This window comes from Rhodanobacter sp. FDAARGOS 1247, from assembly GCF_016889805.1.
GTDB lineage: Bacteria > Pseudomonadota > Gammaproteobacteria > Xanthomonadales > Rhodanobacteraceae > Rhodanobacter.
Map to the genome: position 1 here is coordinate 1,742,922 of NZ_CP069535.1, position 19,595 is coordinate 1,762,516.

Consider the following 19,595-nt stretch of genomic DNA (forward strand, 5'->3'; position numbering starts at 1 on the left):
CGGCAGATGCAGCGTGGGCTGCCGGGGGATTTCGATGATCGGCCATGTCGCGGAGGCCGCAGGCCTCGATCCGCCGGCAGCGCGCATGTTGCCCCGGCGGCATGTGGTCGCGGTGGTGGCAGGCCTGGTGGCGGTCACCCAGGTGCCGGAGACGGCGCCGGTAAAGCGTGCGTGGATTGAAACCCGGATCAGGTTGCACTTTCCCGAGCCAGTCGAAAAAGACGATGTCAGGGGCAATGCGTGGAGCGTCGTTTCTGACCGGGGCGTTGAATCGGAAAGCAGCGCAGACCAGATCCGACCTTGGAGGAAAGGCGATGTGTGAGCACGAGCAGGACGGGGAAGACGACCGCAAGTTTGGCATGGCTCTCGATGACGACGGCAACATCGTTTTCGTCGGAAGGCCGGACTGGGCGACCAAGGCCAAGGCGATCAAGGTCAACCAGAATGCAAAGAAGGGGCCGGTGGAAGACCGCCGCCACATGTTGCACTGGGACGAGCAACTCAAGCCGATCCTTGCCTCCGTCATGAGTGCGATGTTCAAGGAGTACGGCAAGACCGGAGCGAAGCTGAAAGATGCGCTGCTCAAACCGCTCAAGGGGCGCTTGCAGCGCGTTACCGGCGACGAGACGGCGATTGCCGAGCGCGTGGCCAAGGAGATCAATGGCGCGGTGATCAACCTGGTGCCCGATCGCGCCGACATCAACAAGGCGATCGAGATCGTGCGCGAGCGTGTGCGCAAGCTCATTCGCAAACTTACGGACGACGCCGAGCTCACCACCAAAGTGGGCAAGGCCATGCGCCAGCCTTCGCCCAACGACGCGATCATGGACGTCTATCTCGACGAGGCGTCGCAAGAATTGCTGGGCGGAACCAGCAGCGACACGGCGATCAAGTCGCAGATCCAGGACATCTGCTTCCAGATTGTCGGCCTGGTGCAGGCCTGCCGCGCTCCATGCGATTTCGTGATGATGCTGCAGCAGGTTTCCGACTCGGTCACCTTCGACCTGTCGCAGAAGGCGCAGCGCGAGCAGACCCAGCGTACGCTGGCGTGGCTGCGGAAGATGGAGTCCAACGTGCGCGATCCCGCGGACAAACGCTACGAGGCGATGCTGACCTTGCTGGACTGATCCGGGAAGCTTCGAGAAAACGCGACAGAGCGTTTTCCGACGGGTCTGCCCGATCGGCTTCCCGTACTGTTCCAGCACCGACAGGTCTCGGGACGGATCGCTTCCGACATGCCCGCATCATCAAGGACGGCTCACATGTTCAGGGCAACCGCACCGCAATGCTTGACCAACGATCTTGGCGTCGAGGTATCCCGGAAGGATCGTTTCACCATGGAGTATCGGGATGGCGATCATGTCCTGTCGTTGTACTGTGATCCGATTGCATCGGGGGACGGACGCTCCGGGGCAGCCATTCTTCTGCCGCACGATGCCCACTGGCAGCCACCGTTCGAACAGGAGCGGATCGACAGCTTCGCTAGGGCAAGGATTGAAAAGGACCTGCTGGATGCCTGGGGTGCCGTCGATTACCGGGTATCCATCGAGAGCTGACCCCACGCCAAGTGGAGGCGTGGGTCATGCCCGTCCCGGGCACGGTGTCACCGTCTTGCAGGGCAAGGAAGTCGAGGGGCAGGCCGCATTTCATTCAGCCGCTGCGCTCCAGTAGCCGGTGGCCCGGATCCACTCCTTCGGCACCTGCCGGTGTTCGTCCAGCCACTGGCGGATGGCGCGTGCGCGGCGGGACTCGGTGGCGATCCAGTAGAAGCTGTCTCCGGCCGGAATGGCCATCTGTTGCAGTGCCTGCTCCAGCAGCTGGCTGCTCGCGCCGGGGCGACCGTTGCGTTCCAGCCAGCGGACATTCGGCGAGGCCAGCGGTTGGCGATCGGCGGCTTCGGGGATTTCGATCAGTGCGTGGACGCGCGCCGACGCGGGCATCTCTTCCAGCCATCGGCCGATCGCGGGGAGCGCGGTTTCGTCACCGATCAATACGTAGTGCTCGAAGTCATCGGCGACCACGAACGAACCGCGAGGGCCGCCCGCGCCGAGCTGCTGACCCGCGACCGCTTGTTCCGCCCAGGCGGAGGCGGGGCCGTCGCCATGCAGCACGAAGTCGACGGTCAGTTCGTTGCGCGCGGCGTCGAACCGGCGCGGGGTGTAGTCGCGCATTGGCGAGTATTCGCGGCCGGGCGGATAGCTGGGGCCATTGGGACCCATGACCGGCGGCACGATGTCGCCCTGGCTGTTGGGGAAGAACAGTTTCACGTGGTCGTCGGGCGCGGCGCTGACGAAGCCGCGCAGTTCGTCGCCGCCGAACGTCACGCGCTGCATGTGCGGGCTCAGTCGCTGCACCCGGGTCACCTGCAGCATGCGTTTGACCAGGTCGTGTCGCAACTTGCGATGGGTATGGGATGACATCGTGGCTGTCTCCGTGGCATCGGTTGGGCGCTGGCGATGGCTGACGCGGGGAGGGGGCATCAGCCGGGTCGTTGGCCGGGTACCAGGCGAGCGCCCGCGGCATCTCGTGACGGGTCGATGGATTGTCGCGGCGCGAGTGACCCGGCGCCGAGCCCGATCACTCGCGGCGAGCGCCGGCGGCGATTTCGCGGGCCGCCCGCTCGAGCACGTCCGCGACTCGCTGCGCTTCGGCCTTGTCCCACTCGCTGCGCATCAGCAGCGCGTGCTTCAGGGCGTGCATGGCCTTGCGCACCGCCATGGGCGCCGACATTTTTGCCGCCATGCGGGCACTGTGGCGGGTGCGTTCGGTCATCGCCTCGACCGCTTCGCGGTTCTCGTCGAGGAATTCGCGGCCGGCTTCGGTGATGGAGTAGAGCTTGCGATTGCCCTGTTCGAGCGCGACTTCCGCGTGGCCCATGTCCTCGAGCATGTTGAGGGTGGGATAGACGGCGCCGGGACTGGGCGTGTAGTGACCGTGGAACATGTCCTCGATCATGCGGATCATTTCGTAGCCGTGGCGCGGCTGTTGCTCGATCAGCGCCAGCAGCAACAGCTTCAGGTCGCCATGGCCGAACATGCGGCCACCGCCGCCGCCACGTCGCCCGCCGCCGCGCAGGCCTTCCCAGCCGCCGGGGAAATCCGCGTCGTGGCGTCCGCCGAAGCCGCCACGGCCTGCATGCCATTCGTGCGCATGTTCCCCGTGTGCGACCCCGCATGGATCGAAATGATGATGGTGGTGATGACGCTCCCGCAGGGCGTCCAGCAGTCGATGATGCAGGCGCATGGGCAGATTCCGATATATCGAAAGAGTGTCTTACGATACATCTTTAGATATATCTAAATCAATACTTGAGCAAGCGTGCTGGCGGAACCCGGCCATCGACCGGGTCGGATCAGGTACGCGCGTTACATGTCGGGGCGAATGACCAGGCGGCCTGCGGCCAATCCTCAATAGCTCTTGCCGCGCGCCGACACCGGCCAGACCACCTCGACCTTGCCGTGGCGTACGCCGACGTACCAGTCGTGCAGGTTGCAGGTCGGGTCGCAATGACCGGGAACGAGCCTCAGCTTGTCGTTGATGCGCAGGACATTGTTCACGTCCGCGATCACGCCGTGTTCGTCCGAGGCGCCGAGGTAGCGCACGTCGTCGCGGCCGTGGATGACGGGCAGGCCGCTGTCCAGCGACATCGACTTGAGGCCGGCATCGCACACGGCCTGGCCGGGCTTGGCGTGGCTCATCACCGAAGTCAGGACGAACAGCGCGTTCTCCCATTCGCCCTGGTCGATGCGCCTGCCGTCCTCGTCGCGGATGCGTCCGTAGTCCGCGTCCATGAAGGCGTAGCTGCCGCACTGGAGTTCGTTGTAGACGCCCGATCCGGACTCGAAAGGATACGACCCCGTGCCGCCGCCGGTAACGAGTCGCGGGGGCAACCCGGCCGCCTTCAGGCCATCGACGATGATCCTCACCATGGCGATGGCCTCGTCGAGCCTGGCCTTGCGGTCCGCGTAGTTTTCCAGATGCTGCATGGCGCCCTGGTAGGCCTGGATGCCGCCGAAAGCCAGGGCCGGCGCTGCGTCGATGGCCCTGGCGATCGCGATCGCCTCGCCAGTGGTGGCCACCCCGCAGCGGCCTGCGCCGCAGTCGATTTCGACCAGGCATTCGAGAGTGCTGCCGTGTGTTTGCGCGGCGGCGGAAAGCTCGGCCACGTTGGCTTCGTCGTCGACGCAGACGATGATGCGTGCGCCGTGATGCGGCAGGCGGGCGAGCCGATCGATCTTGGCCGGGTCGCGCACCTGGTTCGACACCAGGATGTCGCGAATGCCGCCACGGGCGAAGGCCTCGGCTTCGGACACCTTCTGGCAGCACACGCCCACCGCGCCACCCAGGCGTTCCTGCAGCTTCTGCACGTCGACCGACTTGTGCATCTTGCCGTGGCTGCGGTGGTGCATGCCGTGCGCTTTCGCGTAGTCGCCCATCTTCACGATGTTGCGCTCCAGCGCGTCGAGATCGAGCACCAGGCAAGGCGTCTGGATGTCCGCCTCGTCCATGCCGGGCAGGGCGGGGATGTCATAACCGACATCGCCATGGCTGGAATCTGTCCTCGCGTGCACGTGGCTCTCCGCAGCTTTCGGTTGGTGGTGGGGATGGTCATGCGTCCGCAATGACGATCGACTCGGCCGGCACATGTCGTCCCCGTTCGCGCTGAGCGTAGCCCGCGCGGCGGACGGAGTCGAAGCGCCGCCAGGCAGGGATCTCAGCCCGGCAGGATGTCCCGGATCCTGCGCCGCAACACGTCCAGTGAAAACGGTTTGGTCAACACGTGCATGTCCGGTTCGAGGTTGCCGTTGCCGACGATGGAATTCTCGGCGTAGCCGGTCATGAACAGGATCTTCAGTTGCGGGCGGGTGCTGCGTGCGGTGTCGGCCATCTGGCGACCGTTCATGGCGCCGGGCAGGCCCACGTCGGTGATCAGCAGGTCGATCGCGGTGCCGGTCTGCAGGATGCGCAGGCCGGCGCTGCCGTCGCCGGCCTGCAGGACGGTGTAGCCGGCGTCGGCCAGGACTTCGCAGACCAGTTCGCGGATCGAGGGTTCGTCCTCGACCACCAGGATCGTCTCGCTTTGCGGCGGCGCTTCGGCCAGGCGCGCCGGTTGCGTGGTTTCGGGGTCGACGGCGGGCTCGTGATGGCGGGGCAGGTAGATGCACAGGGTGGAGCCGGTGCCCGGTTCGGAATAGATGCGCACCTGGCCGCCCGACTGGCGGGCGAAGCCGTAGACCATCGACAGGCCCAGGCCGGTGCCCTGGCCGATCGCCTTGGTGGTGAAGAACGGGTCGAAGGCGCGGGCGATGACCTCGGGGGTCATGCCGCTGCCGTTGTCGGTGACGCTGAGCGAGACGTACTGGCCCGGTTCGAGTTCGCAGGCCGTCGCCGCGTATTCGTCCAGCGAGCGGTTGGCCGTCTCGATGGTGAGGCAGCCGCCGTCCGGCATCGCGTCGCGCGCATTGATGCACAGGTTGAGCAGGGCGCTTTCCAGCTGCGGCGGATCGACCAGGCTGGGCCACAGGCCGCCGGCGCCGACCACTTCCAGCTGGATCGCCGGGCCGATGGTGCGGCGGATCAGCTCTTCCATGCCGGCCACCAGCCGGTTGATGTCGGTGGAGCGCGGATCGAGGGTCTGCTGGCGGGAAAAGGCCAGCAGGCGCTGGGTCAGCGAGGCGGCGCGGCGCACTGCCGTTTCGCTGAGGGCCAGGTAGCGCGGCACGTCCTCGATCTTGCCTTGGTCAAGCTTTGCCCGCGCCGCTTCCATCGCGCCCATGATGCCGCCGAGCAGGTTGTTGAAGTCGTGCGCCAGGCCGCCGGTGAGCTTGCCCACGGCTTCCATCTTCTGCGACTGGCGCAAGGCGGCCTCGGTGCGCGCCAGCGATTCGGCGGCTTCCTTGTCGGCGGTGATGTCGCGCGCGCTGCAGTAGACCTTGTCGTCCTCGGGAATGGCCACCCACGACAGCCAGCGGTAGCCGCCATCGGCGTGGCGGTAGCGATTCTCGAAGCACAGTGCCGGTTCGCCCAGTTCGATGGCGCGGGCGAACGCCAGCCGATTGCGGGTCAGGTCGTCGGGATGCAGGAAGTCGAAGAACGGGGTGCGCGCTATGGTCTCTTCCGGCCAGCCCAGCACCGATTGCCAGGCGGGGTTGGACAGCTCGAAGATGCCCTCGGCGTTGAGTACGCCCATGAGGTCGGTGCTCAGCTGCCAGGTGCGCGCGCGACCGTGCATGCGTCGGGCGACCTGCAGCTCCAGGTCGGCATTGAGCGCAAGCAGGCGTGCCTCGCTGGAACGCAGCGCGTTTTCCGCAAGAGCGCGTTCGGTGACGTCGGTGCCTTCGACGAAGATGCCGGTGACTTCGCCCAGCGCATTCCTGATCGGCTGGTAGACGAAGTCCAGGTAGCGCTGGCTGATCGGCGCACCGGGGGCCGGCTGCATCGCGAACGGCGTCGCCGCTGCCACGTAGGGCTCGCCACTGTCGTAGACCGTATCGAGCAGGCCCACAAAACCCTGCGCGGCCGCGTCGGGCAGGGCCTCGGCCACCGAACGGCCGAGCACGTTGCGCTCGCCGATCAGGCGGACGTAGCTGGGGTTGGTCAGCTCGAAAATGTGTTCGGGTCCGCGCAGCAAGGCCATGAACGATGGCGCCTGCTCGAACAGTTCGGCCAGGCGCTGGCGCTCCTCCACTGCGCGGCGGGACACCAGCACCTGCTCGGTGGTCTCGGTGCATACCACCAGCACGCCGCCCACGCCGCCGGGCGCGGACTCGTCGTCGATGGGGCTGTAGCTGTAGGTCCAGTAGGTGTCCTCGTCGCGACCGTTGCGCTGCAGGACCAGATGCTGGTTCTCGTGCCAGGTAGCGCTGCCGCCGGCCATCACCTGGCTGACCTGGGCGCCGATGTCCGCCCAGATCTCCGGCCAGACCTGGCGGCCGGGCAGGCCAAGCGAGCAGGGATGGCGCTCGACGGTAAGCGTCTGCGCGTAGGCGTCGTTGTAGAACCAGATCGCCTCGCTGCCCCAGAACATGCCCATCTGGTGGCGCGAATTGAGCATCAGCCGGATGGCGGTACGCAGTGCCTGGGGCCACAGTTCCGGTTTGCCCAGCGGATGCGATGCCCAGTCGTGGGCACGCATCAACGCACCCATTTCGTCGCCGCCCGCCAGAAATGAAGCATCCGCCATGAAGTCAGGCCATCCGGGTCAGAAAAGCTGCTGCAGGTCGCAGCCGTTGCGGCAGGCTACCATCGCTGCGGCATGGCCGTGAATGCAATGGGGTTGAGTGGCCCAGGGCTGGTGGGTACTTCACGACACAAAAAACCGGCGCGTCGTCACGCGCCGGGACCGGGCCATCTCGACGCTAGGCATCAGTCGCGCGATTTGGCCACCACGCTGCCGTCATCCGGATCGACCAGCAGATCGACGTCGTGGCCGTGCGAGGTTTCCGCATCGACGCTCCACAGGCCGTGTTCGTATTCCACGTCGTGGATCTTCTGGTAGCCGGCGGCGGCCAGCTTGGCGCTGATTTCGTCCTTGTCCAGCTTCGAGGGCGCGTCATCGACATAGACTTTGCCGTTGACCGGCCCCACCGCCAGCTTCACCCACTGCTTGTTGCCGCCGCGGGCCTTGCCGTGCCACACGCCATCCTTGAATTTCAGCCCCTTCACTTCCTTGTAGCCGGCGTCGGCGACCGCGGTCTTGATCGCGTCCTCGCTCAACGCGCCGCTGGGTGGCTGCGTGGTCCAGGTGGAAACCGTGGTGGTGGTCTGGGTGGTCGTGGTCGCCGACTGGCTGGTGGCGGGCATTTCCTGCGCGAAGGCCGCACCGCAAACCGACAATCCGATCAACAGGGGAAGCAGGCGCTTGATCATGGTGAACTCCTTGGGCTGTTGAGTACGAACGGTGTCGTCGGCGCAGTGGGCGGGGGCAAGACGTGCACGTCAGGTACCGATTCGCCGGCCGACTCGACGCGCACGATGGAAGCACCGCGGTCAGGACGGTGGCGTGAAAAGTGACGTGATTTCCGGGTCAATGCAGGTTGCGGTTCACCTTGGGGTTATCCCGCATGCCGCGCCGCCTGCTGCGCCATGCACGACGGCATGGCGCAGCAGGCGCCGCGATCGACTCAGCCTTCGCCCATGCCCTCGGCCGGTTCCGCTGCGCTGCCGGCGCGCACCTTGTCCTCGATCTGCTGGCCGACCGCGGCGTCCACGCTTTTCCAGTACGCAAAGGCGCGTTCCAGCACCGGGCTGCGCACGCCGCCGAGCAGGCTGCCGGCGACCTGGTCGACGAACTGGGCACGCTGGGCATCATTCCAGACCTCGCGCACCAGGGTTCCCGCCTGGCCGAAGTCGTCGTCCTGCGCGTGCAGGGTGTACGCGCTGCGCACCATGTCGCCGTCGGCTTCCCAGCCGTTATCGACCGGGCCGGTGTCGTCCGACCACGGGCGGCCGCCGCTGTTCGGTGCGTGCACCGGTGCGTTGCCGCTGTGGTGGTAAGCCATCTGGCCGTCGAACATGTACGTGTTCACCGGCACCTTGGGCTGGTTCACCGGCAACTGGTGGAAGTTGGTGCCGATGCGGTTGCGTTGGGCGTCGGCATAGGCGAACGCGCGACCCAGCAGCATCTTGTCCGGCGACAGGCCGATGCCCGGCACGGTGTTGCCCGGCGAGAACGCGGCCTGCTCGATCTGCGCGAAGAAGTTCTCCGGGTTGCGCTTCAAGGTCATCGTGCCGACCTTGATCAGCGGGTAGTCCTTGTGCGGCCAGACCTTGGTCAGGTCGAACGGATTGAAGCGATAATTTTTCGCTTCCGCATACGGCATCACCTGCACCGACAGATCCCACACCGGGAACTCGCCGCGTTTGATCGCGTTGAACAGGTCGGCGCGGTGGAAGTCCGCGTTCTCGCCCGCCATCGCCGCGGCTTCGGCGTTGTTGAAGAAGGCCATGCCCTGGCGGGTGTGGAAGTGGTACTTCACCCAGAACTTCTCGCCGGCGGCATTGATCCACATGTAGGTGTGCGAGCCGTAGCCATTCATGTGCCGCCAGGTGCGCGGCAGGCCGCGCTCGCCCATCACGTAGGTGACCTGGTGAGCGGTTTCCGGATTGGACGTCCAGAAGTCCCATTGCATGTGGTTGTCGCGCAGGCCGGAGTCGGGCAGGCGCTTCTGGCTGCGGATGAAGTGCGGGAACTTGATCGGGTCGCGCAGGAAGAAGATCGGCGTGTTGTTGCCGACCAGGTCGTAGTTGCCTTCGTCGGTGTAGAACTTCAGCGAGAAGCCACGCACGTCGCGCCAGGTATCCGGGCTGCCCGATTCGCCGGCCACGGTGGAGAAACGCGCCAGCATGTCGGTCTTCGCGCCCTTCCGGAACAGCGCGGCCTTCGTGTAGCGGGACACATCCTCGCTGATTTCGAGTACGCCGAACGCGCCGGCGCCCTTGGCGTGCGGCTGGCGCTCGGGCACCTTCTCGCGGTTGAAGTGCGCCATCTGTTCGAGGAAGTGCACGTCGTGCAGCAGGATCGGGCCGTTCGGGCCGATGGTCAGCGAATTGCGGTCGCTGATGGCGGGCGCGCCGAAGCCGGTGGTGGAGCCGCCGCCGGGCTTGTTCGGGTCATGGGACATGGGGATTGCCTCCTTCGATGATGGCCAGCCGGGGTAACCCGATCGAGTCTGCCCTCATGCACCCAAACAAACCATTCGGTTTTTCCGATCGGGACGATAGGCAGTATCATCCCGGTCCGCGACCCGGCACCGGCTTTCACGGCCGCTGGCCGGATGGATGGAGAAGATGGGCGATCAGGAATATCGTGTAGGGCTGGTCGCCTGATTCTCCTGTTCCCCCACGATTCCCCAACCCAAGGAAATGCCATGACCACCAAAGCCTACGGCGCCCATGCTGCCGACAAGCCGTTGCAGTCCCTGGACATCGAGCGCCGCGCGCCCGGTCCGCAGGACGTGCAGATCGAGATCGCCTACTGCGGCGTCTGCCATTCCGACCTGCATACCGTGCGCTCGGAGTGGGGCGGCACGCTCTATCCCTGCGTGCCCGGTCACGAGATCGTCGGCCACGTCAGCGCCGTGGGCCATGAAGTCACTGGTTTCAAGCTCGGCGACATCGTGGGCGTGGGCTGCCTGGTCGGCAGCTGCCAGCATTGCGCGGCCTGCGACGAGGGGCTGGAGCAGTATTGCGAGAACGGTTTCGTCGGCACCTACAACGGCCCCACGCCGGACGCCCCGGGACACACCCTGGGCGGCTATTCGCAGCGCATCGTGGTGGACAGGAAGTTCGTGCTGAAGATCCGTCATCCGGAAGAGCAGCTGGCGGCGGTCGCGCCGCTGCTGTGCGCCGGCATCACCACCTATTCGCCCCTGCGGCACTGGAAGGTCGGTCCCGGCAGCAAGGTCGGCGTGGTCGGCATCGGCGGGCTGGGCCACATGGGCGTGAAGCTCGCCCACGCGATGGGCGCGCACGTGGTGGCGTTCACCACTTCGGACAGCAAGCGCCAGGCGGCGCTGGACCTGGGCGCGAACGAGGTGGTGGTGTCGCGCAATGCCGACGAGATGAAGGCGCACGCCAACAGCTTCGACTTCATCCTCAACACCGTGGCCGCCAGCCATTCGCTGGATGCCTTCACCAGCTTGCTCAAACGCGACGGCACCATGGTGCTGGTCGGCGTGCCGGAGCATCCGCATCCGTCACCGAACATCGCCAACCTGATCTTCAAGCGCCGCGCGATCGCCGGCTCGCTGATCGGCGGCATCGCCGAAACCCAGGAGATGCTGGATTTCTGCGCCGACAAGGGCATCGTCTCCGACATCGAGATGATCCGCGCCCAGCAGATCGACGAGGCCTACGACCGCATGGTCAAGGGCGACGTGAAATACCGCTTCGTGATCGACAACAGCTCGCTGGCCGGCTGATCCGCACTGCTCCCTCCCCTGCGAGCAGGGGAGGGCCGGGGTGGGGTCGCTCTTGCCACCAGGAGGAAGGTCTTCTCTCGAAAGGCTTCCGGCATCCCATCCGGGGATCCGGGTTCCGCCTGCGGGTTACGATGCAAGTTTTTCCGGACATCCCCTGGCGTTGTAGCATCCGCTTTCCGTCCGTGACTACGTCACAAGGAAAGACATGCCCATCGTTTTCCTGTTGTCGATTGCCCTGCAGGCGGCCTGTGCCATTCATGTGGTACGTAGCGGCCGTCCGTTGTACTGGATCTGGTTGATCCTGGTCGGCTCCTATCTTGGCGTGCTCATCTACGCGCTGGTCGCGATCCTTCCGGACTGGCGGCACGATCCTCGCGGCCGCAACGTGGCCAGCAAGACGCTCAAGATCATTGATCCGCAGCGGCGGCGACGTGAGCTGGAACGCCAGCTCGAACTCAGCAACACGGTGGACAACCGGCGCCATCTTGCCGAGGAAAGTCTGGCGCTGGGTGACTATGCCAATGCGCAGGAACTCTTTCAGAGCCTGCTTACGGGAATGTACGTCACCGAACCATACTTCATGCTCGGGCTTGCTCAGGCACAGTTCGGCAACGGCAACTATGCCGATACACGCCAGACCCTGGAGGCGCTGATCGAGGCCAATCCTGGTTTCAAATCCCCGGAAGGACACCTGCTTTATGCACGCTGCCTGGAAGAACTGGGCCAAACCGAGGCGGCGCTCGACGAGTACCGCGTCCTTGCCGACAGTTATCCAGGCGAAGAGGGTCGTTTCCGTTATGGTCGTCTGCTTGCAAGAAGCCAGCGCCGTGGCGAGGCACGCGAAGTTCTGCAAACCCAGATTCGCCGCGCCAGATTGATGCCTGGTTACTATCGGCGCAAGGAACAGTCCTGGCTGAAAGCGGCCAAGATGGAGCTGGCCCAGCTGGGCGACGCCTGATCGGCGTTCTGCCTTCGGCAACGCTCCCCCGGCGGCAGCCTGACCTTGCGGGACTGCCTGTCCAGCACGGCTGCCGCCGCTGCGGGCTCAACCTGTCCCCCGCGCCCGAATCGAATCATTGCGCTTAACCGCGCCAGTTCGCATGCCGCTCCCAGAACGCCACCGCCTGCCGATACGCCGCGCGGTCCAGCGGCACGCCCGAGCCGCCTTCCTCCACGCCCAGCGCATTGCGCAGCATGGTGATCGGCACCATCGGAATCTCTTCCGGTTCGGCGGTGTAGAGGCAGCCCACCACGCCCCAGTCCGCGTCGATCGGCGCGCCTTCCTTCGCCAGCTGCTCGCGGCTGTAGAGGATCGGCAGCAGATAGTTCGCGACCGGCGGATCGATGCCTTCGAACCAGCGCACCAGCACCGGCAGTTCGTCGGTGCTGCGCGCCTCGTAGGCCGAACGCAGCAGGTGGCGATTGGCCTCGGTGATCGGCGTGGCGGTGCAGCGTGTGGACGTCCAGTTGCGGTGCACGTGCAGCTTGCAGAACGGGGCGTAGCCGTCGAGTACGTGCAGCGGTGCTTCGGTGTTGAGGCGCCGCTCGAACGCCTCGGCGCTGCAATCCTGGATCGCGCTGGGTCGCTGGTCGCGCGGGAACAGGCGGGTGCGCGCGAATCGCGTCAGGACGATGGACATGGGGTGTTCCGGCCAGCCCGTTCAGACGCGGCCGGTCACCGGGATCAGCGCACCGGTGATCGCGGAGGACTGTTCCGACAGCAGGAACACGATCACGTCGGCGAGTTGCTCCGGCCTGACCCAGCGGGAAAAGTCGGCCTTGGGCATGTCGGCGCGATTGGGAGGCGTGTCGATGATGCTGGGCAGCAGCGCGTTGACGGTGATGTCGCGTTCCTTCAGCTCCTCGGCCAGCGCTTCGGTGAAGCGCATCACGCCGGACTTGGAGGCGGTGTAGGCGCCGACGCCGGCGCCGGCCTTCACGGCGGACGCCGCGCCGATGTTGATGATGCGGCCACCGGCCTGCAGGTGTTCCAGCGCGGCCTGGCTTGCCGCCACGGCGGTGCGCAGATTGACCCGATACAGCAGGTCCCAGGTATCCACGCTGCCGTCGGCGACGTTTTCGTAGCGGAAGGTGCCCGCGATATTGACCAGCGCGTCGAGGCCGCCGAGCGCATCGGCCGCCGCGGCCAACGCCTGTTTCGCCGACTGCGGATCAGCCAGGTCGACGCCACCGAGGCAGGTTGCCTGGGCAATGCCGCCGGCCGGCGGATCGGCCCGATCGATGGCCACCACCTTGGCACCCGCGTCGAGCGCCGCGCGCACCGCCGCCAGGCCGAGTGTGCCGAAACCGCCGGTGATGGCGATGCGTCGCTGCTTCAATTGCATGGTGCTCTCCAGGAATGCCCACCCGACAGGATAGCCGCCCCGCCAGAAGCCTGAAAGCGGCGCGGCACCGAGGCATGCATGCCTTGCGTCAGGCCACGAACTGCAACCGCGCCAGCTCCGCATACAACCCGCCTTCGGCCAGCAGGCTTTCGTGCGTGCCTTGCGCCACGATGCGGCCACCGTCGAGCACCACGATGCGGTCGGCGCGTTGCACGGTGGCCAGGCGATGTGCGATCACCAGGGTGGTGCGGCCTTTCTCCAGACGCTCCAGCGCCTGCTGGATGGCCGCTTCGGATTGCGCGTCCAGCGCCGAGGTGGCCTCGTCGAGCAGCAGCAGCGGCGCATCGCGCAGGATCGCGCGGGCGATCGCGATGCGCTGGCGCTGGCCGCCGGAGAGGCGTACGCCGCGTTCGCCCATCTCGGCCTGGTAGCCGTCCTTGAGCGCGCTGATGAAGTCGTGCGCCTCGGCGGCGCGGGCGGCCTCGTGCACTTCCTCGTCGCTGGCGCCGTCACGGCCGAAGCGGATGTTGTCGGCGGCGCTGCCGCTGAAGATCACGGTCTCCTGCGGCACCAGCGCGATCGCGCCGCGCAGGTCGTCCAGCGTCACCGCGCGCAGGTCGACGCCGTCGAGGCTGATGCGGCCGGACTGCGGATCGTAGAAACGCAGCAGCAGCGAGAACACCGTGCTCTTGCCGGCGCCGGAGGGGCCGACCAGGGCGACGGTCTCGCCGGGGCGCACGTCCAGGGTGAAGTCGTGCAGCGCGGCGGTGTCGGGGCGGGTCGGGTAGTGGAAGCTGACCTGCTCGAAACGCAGCGCGCCGCTGACCGGCCGGGGCAGGGCCAGCGGTTGCGCGGGCGCCACGATTTCGGGACGCTCGTCGAGCAGTTCGCCCAGCCGTTCCATCGCGCCGGCCGCACGCAGCACGTCGCCCCACACCTCGGACAGGCCGGCGACCGAGCCCGCGGCGAATACCGCGTACAGCACGAACTGGCCCAGCACGCCGGCATCCAGCGTGCCGGCCAGCACGTGGCGCGCGCCGGCCCACAGCACCAGGGTGATCGCGCCGAACACCAGCACGATCACCGCCATGGTCAGCAGTGCGCGCATGCCGATGCGCCGGCGCGCGGTGGCCAGCGCGCGCAGGATCGCGTTGCTGTAGCGGGTGCTTTCGATGTTCTCGCGGGCGTACGCCTTCACCGCGGTGGAGGCGTTCAGCGTTTCGTTGGCGATCGCCGCGGCATCGGCGAGGCGGTCCTGGCTGGCGCGCGAGAGCTTCTGCACGCGGCGGCCGAACACGAGGATCGGCAGCATCACCGCGGGAATCACCAGCGCGGTGAGGCCGGCCAGCGACGGCGCGGTCCATACCATCATGGCGCTGGCGCCGACCAGCATCACCACGCTGCGCAGCGCCACCGATACGCCCGAGCCGATCAGCGCCTGCACCACCTCGGTGTCGGCGCTGAGCCGCGACAGCAGTTCGCCGACGCGGCTGCGCTCGAAGAAACCCACGTCGAGCCGGATCACCTGCGCGTACAGCGTCTGCCGCAGCGAGGCCAGCGCCCGCTCGCTGAGCAGGGTGATGCAGAAATAGCGGGCGGCGGTGGCGAAGGCGAGCACCAGCGCCACGCCGAACAGCGCGATGAAGGTCTCGTTGATGACTGCGTTGCTGGAGTGGCCGAAACCCTGGTCGATGATGTGGCGGAACGCCAGCGGCAGCACCAGCGACGCGCCCGAGGACAGGCCGAGGAACAGCAGCCAGCCCAGCGCCAGCACCCGATGGGGTTTCAGGAACGGCCACAGTCCGCGCAGGGCACCGATGCGACGGGAAGGGCGGGGCGTATCGGTGGTGGCGTCGCTCATGGGTACTCGCAGATGGGGGCGGGAATGACGCGGGCAATGCCATTCAAGGTGGGGCGTGGCACGGTCGATTCAATCGTCGTGCTGCCGATTGCCCGGACCGTTGCCGGCTGCGACAGTCAATCCAGGCGTTTCGCGCTGCTGCGGCCGCGGCTGATGTCGCTGATGCGCAGGCAGGCCTCGGCGACGTGGCTGTCCGGCAGGCGCAATTCCAGTTCGACGCCGTCGGCGCCGAACGACTCGTGTTCTACCTCGGCCTGCAACTCCTTCAGGCGCGCCTTGAGCAGGGCGAGTTCGGCGAAGTCGCAACGCAGGGCCAGCCGTGCCATCGCCACGATCGGGGCGCGCTCGGCGCGGCGCAGGCATTCGGCGGCGGTGCCGCCATAGGCCCGCACCAGCCCGCCGGCGCCGAGCTTGATGCCGCCGTACCAGCGCGCCACCACCACGACCACGCCATCCATCTGCTGGCCCTCGATCGCCTGCAGGATCGGCCGGCCGGCGGTGCCGCCGGGCTCGCCGTCGTCGTTGAAGCGATAGTCCTGGCCGATGCGGTAAGCCCAGCAGTTGTGCGTGGCGGCGGGGTCGGCGACTTCGCGCAGGAAGTCCAGCGCCTGCCCCGGCGTCGTCACCGGGGCGGCGTTGGCGAGGAAACGGCTTTTGCGGATTTCTTCCTGATGAGCGCAGCGCTGGACCAGGGTCGACAGCGGCTCGCTCATGGTTCCTGCAGTTGCGCCTGCAGCTCGGCTGGCAAGGGCCACTGCGGATGCGCCTGGCGGAATGCGCGCAGCCGCTGCAGCGCCTCGTCATGCTGACCTTGCGCGAACAGTTGGCGGATCTTGTCCAGTTCCTGCGCCGGCGTATCGCCGGGCCGGGCGGCGGTGGCCTGGTCGCTGGCTGCAGCGCTGGGTGCAACCGGTTGCGCCGACTTGTCGAGCGTGCCGCTGGCTGCCGCATTGGCGGACGCTTCCTGCAGCGGTGCGGGCGGCGGCGGTGCCGGTGGTGCGGGCGGTGCGTACTGCACCTGCGGCGCGGGTGCGGCCACTTCGGCGAGCGGTAGGGGCGCAGCCATCGGTTTGGCCGCGGCCGCGCGTCGGGCCGACTGGAGTCGAGCCGACTGGACCGCGCTGTCCTGCTTCATCTTCTTCGCCGCGGACGCCTGCAGCGCGGCGCGCTGATCGGCGAGTCGGGGTGCCGGCGGTGCGGCGGGCGCGACCGTGCCCGCCAGCGGCGCGGTCGCTTCCTGCCTGGCCATGTCGGAGACGGTGGGCGCGGTCGCCTCCCGGGCGGCGACCGGTGCCGACGGCGGCAGGCTGGATTCGCGCAGTTGCCAGGCCAGGCCGGCCACCAGCACCAGGCTGGCGGCGCTACCCAGGGCGATCAGCCACGGTGGTGCGCGCCGGCGCCGCGAGGTGCCGTCGATCGAAGGAATCGCCTTTGCCGTGACGGCCGAAACCGGCTTCGGATGAACCCAGTCGCCGGGCTCGCGGGGACCCTTGCGCCGCTCGGTAACGGTGGGGTCGCCGGATGGGGCGAGGGCCGCGGCGGCCGCACGCAACACCGCCGCATCCAGCGCGGGCGAAGGCTCGCTGCGCGGCAGCTCGCGATACAGCGCGGCCAGCTCGGCTTCGCCGGGCAGCGGCTCGTCGGCTGAGGGCGGATCGTTCGGGGGCAGGGGCGTGGTCATTCGGACAGCACTTCGCGTAATCGATTCATGGCATAGCGCAGGCGCGACTTCACCGTTTCGCGCCCGGCACCGGTGACCACGGCAATTTCCTCCAGGCTCAGCTCCTGCTCCAGCCGCAGCAGCACGGCGGTGCGCTGTTCGTCCGGCAACTGCTCGATCGCCAGCTGCAGGTTGCGTCGGCGTTCGAAGGCGGACAGCGCGTGGTCGGGCTGCTCGCGTTCGGGCGTGGCCAGGTTGGCCAGTGCCAGTTCGGCTTCGTCGCCATCGGCCATCGGGCGCTGGCGGCGGGTGCCGTCGATCATCAGGTTGTGGGCGATCTGCAGCAGCCAGGTACTGAACTTCGCCTGCGGCTGGTAGCGCTCGCGGGCGCCGATCACCCGGCTCCAGGTTTCCTGGAACAGCTCGTCGGTGCGATGCGGATCGCGCACGCTGCGCAGCAGGAAGCGGTACAGCATGCCGCGATGGCGCGCATACAGCGCCTCGAACGCGGCGAGGTCGCCACGGGCGTAGGCCAGCATCAGCAGGGCATCGGGATCGACCGCGGCATCCATGGAGTGCGAGGGTAAGGCAAATCGCCGGGGAGCGGGGAGATCGTGATGTTTCCCCCGAAAAGCGTCACCCCCTCCCAACCTTCCCCTGCATGCAGGGGGAGGAGAAAGGGCTGGTGGTGCCGCGCTCATCCTGTCCGACAGATTTCGACGGCGCGGCAAGGCTGCCCCCTCCCCTGCACGCAGGGGAGGGTTGGGGTGGGGTGCTCTTGCCGGTTCCAGTCCCGCTGCGCGGTGGTGGCCGGGGAAGGGCAGCGGGGAGAGCCTGCCCATGACCGCCACCGCCGCAGCGGGGCCGGAAACCTCAGCGCGCCGCGGTGTCGCTGGCGCCGTCATGACCGCGCGTGACCAGCCCGTTGGCCAGTTTCACCAGTTGCACGAAGCCGGCGCGGTAGCCGTCGGCATCGTCGCCGCGGGCGTCGTTGGCCAGTTTCGCGATCTGGGTGTAGCCGTAGCCGTCCAGGTATTTGCCGCCGCGCAGGGCGTCGGCGAAGGCGGCCACCGCGGCGGCGTAGCGCAGGCGTTCGCTGGCCTGTGCCTCGGCGTGCGCGGCGATCGGCTGTTCGATCAGCTTGCTGTCCGCTTGCCCCGGCAATTTGTAGCGCAGGCGCAGGAAGGCCAGTTCGTTGCCGCTTTCATCCGTGGCCACGTGTTTGCCGTAGCGCAGCGGATCGATGCGCGCGGCGTTCGAGCCTTTCGGGGTGATCTCGTAGATCGCGGTGACGTTGGCGCCTGCACCGATCTCGCCGGCGTCGACCTTGTCGTTGTTGAAGTCCTCGCGCTTGAGCATGCGCTTCTCGTAGCCGATCAGGCGATATTCCTGCACCTGCGCGGGATTGAACTCGACCTGGATCTTCACGTCCCTGGCGATCGTCAGCAAGGTGGCGGACATCTCGTCGACCAGCACGCGACGGCCTTCCTGCAGGCTGTCGATGTAGTGGTGGCTGCCGTTGCCCACATCGGCCAGCATCACCGCCATCGCATCGTTGTAGTTGCCTTCGCCGAAGCCCAGCGTGGTCAGCGCCACGCCGCTCTTGCGGTGGTCCTCGATGGTGGTCTTCAGCGCTTCCTGGTTCACCGTGCCCACGTTGAAATCGCCGTCGGTGGCCAGGATCACCCGGTTCACGCCGCCCTTGATGAAGCCCTGTTCGGCCTGCGCATAGGCCAGCTCGATGCCGGCGCCGCCGTTGGTGGAGCCGCCCGCCGACAGCCGGTCGATCGCCGCGTCGATGGTGGCGTGCTGGTCGCCCGCGGTGGAGGGCAGCACCACGCCGGCGTAGCCCGCATAGCTGACGATGGCCACGCGGTCCTGCCTGCGCAGCTGGCGCACCAGCTGTTTCAGCGAGGCCTGCAGCAGCGGCAGCTTGTCCGCCTCGTCCATCGAGCCGGAGGTGTCGATTAGGAACACCAGGTTCGAGGCGGGGATCTGCGCGGCCTGCACGCGGTAGCCCTGGATGCCGACCAGCAGCAGTTGCCGCTTCGCGTTCCATGGCGCGGGCGCCAGCTCGGTGGTGACGCTGAACGGCTGCTCGCGACTCGCCGGCGGTGTGTAGCCGTAGTCGAAGTAGTTGATGAATTCCTCCGCCCGCACCGCGTCGGCCGGCGGCAACTGCCCCGCACTCAGCATGCGGCGCACGTTGGTGTACGAGCCGGTGTCGACGTCGATGCTGAAGGTGGACACCGGCTGCTCCCTGACCAGCTGCACCGGGTTGGTGTCGCGATGGGTGTAGTTCTCGGTGTTGATGTCGCCCGGCAGTGGCTGCATCAAGGTCGGCGACGGCATGTAGGCCATGCGTTTCGCGCTTTGCGCGTTGTAGGACATCGCGGCAACCTCGGCCAGCGCCGGTGGCGCCGGTGGTGCCACGGGCATGGGGACAACCTGGCCGGCGGCGGATGAAGAGCGATCGGCGGGACTGTCGCTCGGACTGTTGCCTTGGAGCTTGGCTTGCGCCGTAGCCTGGGGGCTGATTGGCGCGGGCTCTGCCACTGGTTCCACCACCGGCCCGGCCGGTGGCGTGGGTGCGCTGTCGTTCTTGCGCGCGGGGGTGTCGTTGGCGGGCCGCGACACGCTGCAACCGGTGAGTATCACCAGCAAGGCCAGCAGCAGGCTGTGCAACAGGGCTTTCAGTTTCATCGGGCGGTTCTCCTCTCCAGGTGGTGAAAGGTGAAACGCCGTGAACGGGGAAACGGGGTCAAACCGGGTGCGGCGCGGTAGCATGGCGCCCCTGCGCGCCATCC

The 19,595-nt window shown here is 67.2% G+C and carries 17 protein-coding genes; 4 read left to right on the plus strand and 13 right to left on the minus strand.

Annotation, left to right across the window (positions count from 1 at the left end):
* Positions 1-224: 224 nt before the first annotated feature.
* Both I6J77_RS07930 and I6J77_RS07935 read left to right on the plus strand, forming a co-directional pair.
* A complete protein-coding gene (locus I6J77_RS07930; RefSeq protein ID WP_204111200.1) occupies positions 225-1,127 on the plus strand; it encodes a hypothetical protein in 903 nt (300 codons plus the stop codon).
* 135 nt (positions 1,128-1,262) lie between these two features.
* Positions 1,263-1,556 carry a hypothetical protein gene (locus I6J77_RS07935; RefSeq protein ID WP_204111201.1) on the plus strand — a complete coding sequence of 98 codons (294 nt, stop codon included), beginning with the start codon at positions 1,263-1,265 and terminating at the stop codon, positions 1,554-1,556.
* Between the two features lie 90 nt (positions 1,557-1,646).
* Here the strand turns inward: I6J77_RS07935 and I6J77_RS07940 are convergent, their stop codons facing one another.
* From I6J77_RS07940 to I6J77_RS07965, 6 genes are all read right to left on the minus strand, one after another.
* The gene (locus tag I6J77_RS07940) at positions 1,647-2,420 is read right to left on the minus strand and encodes a siderophore-interacting protein (RefSeq protein WP_204111202.1); all 774 of its coding nucleotides are present in this window, start codon (positions 2,418-2,420) and stop codon (positions 1,647-1,649) included.
* A gap of 157 nt (positions 2,421-2,577) precedes the next feature.
* Entirely contained in the window at positions 2,578-3,243 is a 666-nt protein-coding gene (locus I6J77_RS07945; RefSeq protein WP_204111203.1) for a PadR family transcriptional regulator, read from the minus strand.
* 164 nt (positions 3,244-3,407) lie between these two features.
* Positions 3,408-4,571 carry a 3-hydroxy-D-aspartate aldolase BhcC gene (bhcC, locus tag I6J77_RS07950; protein WP_204111204.1) on the minus strand — a complete coding sequence of 388 codons (1,164 nt, stop codon included), beginning with the start codon at positions 4,569-4,571 and terminating at the stop codon, positions 3,408-3,410.
* A 143-nt stretch (positions 4,572-4,714) separates the two neighbouring features.
* Complete coding sequence (locus I6J77_RS07955) at positions 4,715-7,183, minus strand: hybrid sensor histidine kinase/response regulator (RefSeq protein ID WP_204111205.1); 2,469 nt, start codon at positions 7,181-7,183, stop codon at positions 4,715-4,717.
* Positions 7,184-7,365: 182 nt separating this feature from the next.
* Positions 7,366-7,869, minus strand: coding sequence for a PepSY domain-containing protein (locus tag I6J77_RS07960; RefSeq protein ID WP_204111206.1), 504 nt, complete (start codon positions 7,867-7,869; stop codon positions 7,366-7,368).
* 254 nt (positions 7,870-8,123) lie between these two features.
* Entirely contained in the window at positions 8,124-9,623 is a 1,500-nt protein-coding gene (locus I6J77_RS07965) for a catalase (RefSeq protein ID WP_204111207.1), read from the minus strand.
* Between the two features lie 246 nt (positions 9,624-9,869).
* On the opposite strand from I6J77_RS07965, the gene I6J77_RS07970 reads away from it, so the two are divergent.
* On the plus strand, positions 9,870-10,922 hold the full coding sequence (locus I6J77_RS07970) for an NAD(P)-dependent alcohol dehydrogenase (protein ID WP_204111208.1): 1,053 nt from the start codon (positions 9,870-9,872) through the stop codon (positions 10,920-10,922).
* A gap of 205 nt (positions 10,923-11,127) precedes the next feature.
* The gene (locus tag I6J77_RS07975; RefSeq protein ID WP_204111209.1) at positions 11,128-11,880 is read left to right on the plus strand and encodes a tetratricopeptide repeat protein; all 753 of its coding nucleotides are present in this window, start codon (positions 11,128-11,130) and stop codon (positions 11,878-11,880) included.
* 124 nt (positions 11,881-12,004) lie between these two features.
* Here I6J77_RS07975 and I6J77_RS07980 read toward each other — a convergent pair whose 3' ends face one another.
* The 7 genes from I6J77_RS07980 to I6J77_RS08010 form a co-directional block, all read right to left on the minus strand.
* Positions 12,005-12,562: a DUF3228 family protein gene (locus I6J77_RS07980; protein WP_204111210.1), complete on the minus strand. Its 558-nt coding sequence runs from the start codon at positions 12,560-12,562 to the stop codon at positions 12,005-12,007.
* A gap of 21 nt (positions 12,563-12,583) precedes the next feature.
* The gene (locus tag I6J77_RS07985) at positions 12,584-13,267 is read right to left on the minus strand and encodes an SDR family NAD(P)-dependent oxidoreductase (protein ID WP_204111211.1); all 684 of its coding nucleotides are present in this window, start codon (positions 13,265-13,267) and stop codon (positions 12,584-12,586) included.
* An 88-nt stretch (positions 13,268-13,355) separates the two neighbouring features.
* On the minus strand, positions 13,356-15,128 hold the full coding sequence (locus I6J77_RS07990; protein WP_204111212.1) for an ABC transporter transmembrane domain-containing protein: 1,773 nt from the start codon (positions 15,126-15,128) through the stop codon (positions 13,356-13,358).
* A gap of 116 nt (positions 15,129-15,244) precedes the next feature.
* On the minus strand, positions 15,245-15,841 hold the full coding sequence (locus I6J77_RS07995; RefSeq protein WP_204111213.1) for a YigZ family protein: 597 nt from the start codon (positions 15,839-15,841) through the stop codon (positions 15,245-15,247).
* A complete protein-coding gene (locus I6J77_RS08000; protein ID WP_204111214.1) occupies positions 15,838-16,809 on the minus strand; it encodes a hypothetical protein in 972 nt (323 codons plus the stop codon). The genes I6J77_RS07995 and I6J77_RS08000 overlap by 4 nt, the downstream gene beginning before the upstream one ends.
* Positions 16,806-17,360 (minus strand): RNA polymerase sigma factor, encoded by a 555-nt coding sequence (locus tag I6J77_RS08005; protein ID WP_056718990.1) that lies wholly within the window; start codon positions 17,358-17,360, stop codon positions 16,806-16,808. The genes I6J77_RS08000 and I6J77_RS08005 overlap by 4 nt, the downstream gene beginning before the upstream one ends.
* Before the next feature lie 301 nt (positions 17,361-17,661).
* A complete protein-coding gene (locus I6J77_RS08010) occupies positions 17,662-19,491 on the minus strand; it encodes a VWA domain-containing protein (protein ID WP_204111215.1) in 1,830 nt (609 codons plus the stop codon).
* Between the last annotated feature and the right edge of the window lie 104 nt (positions 19,492-19,595).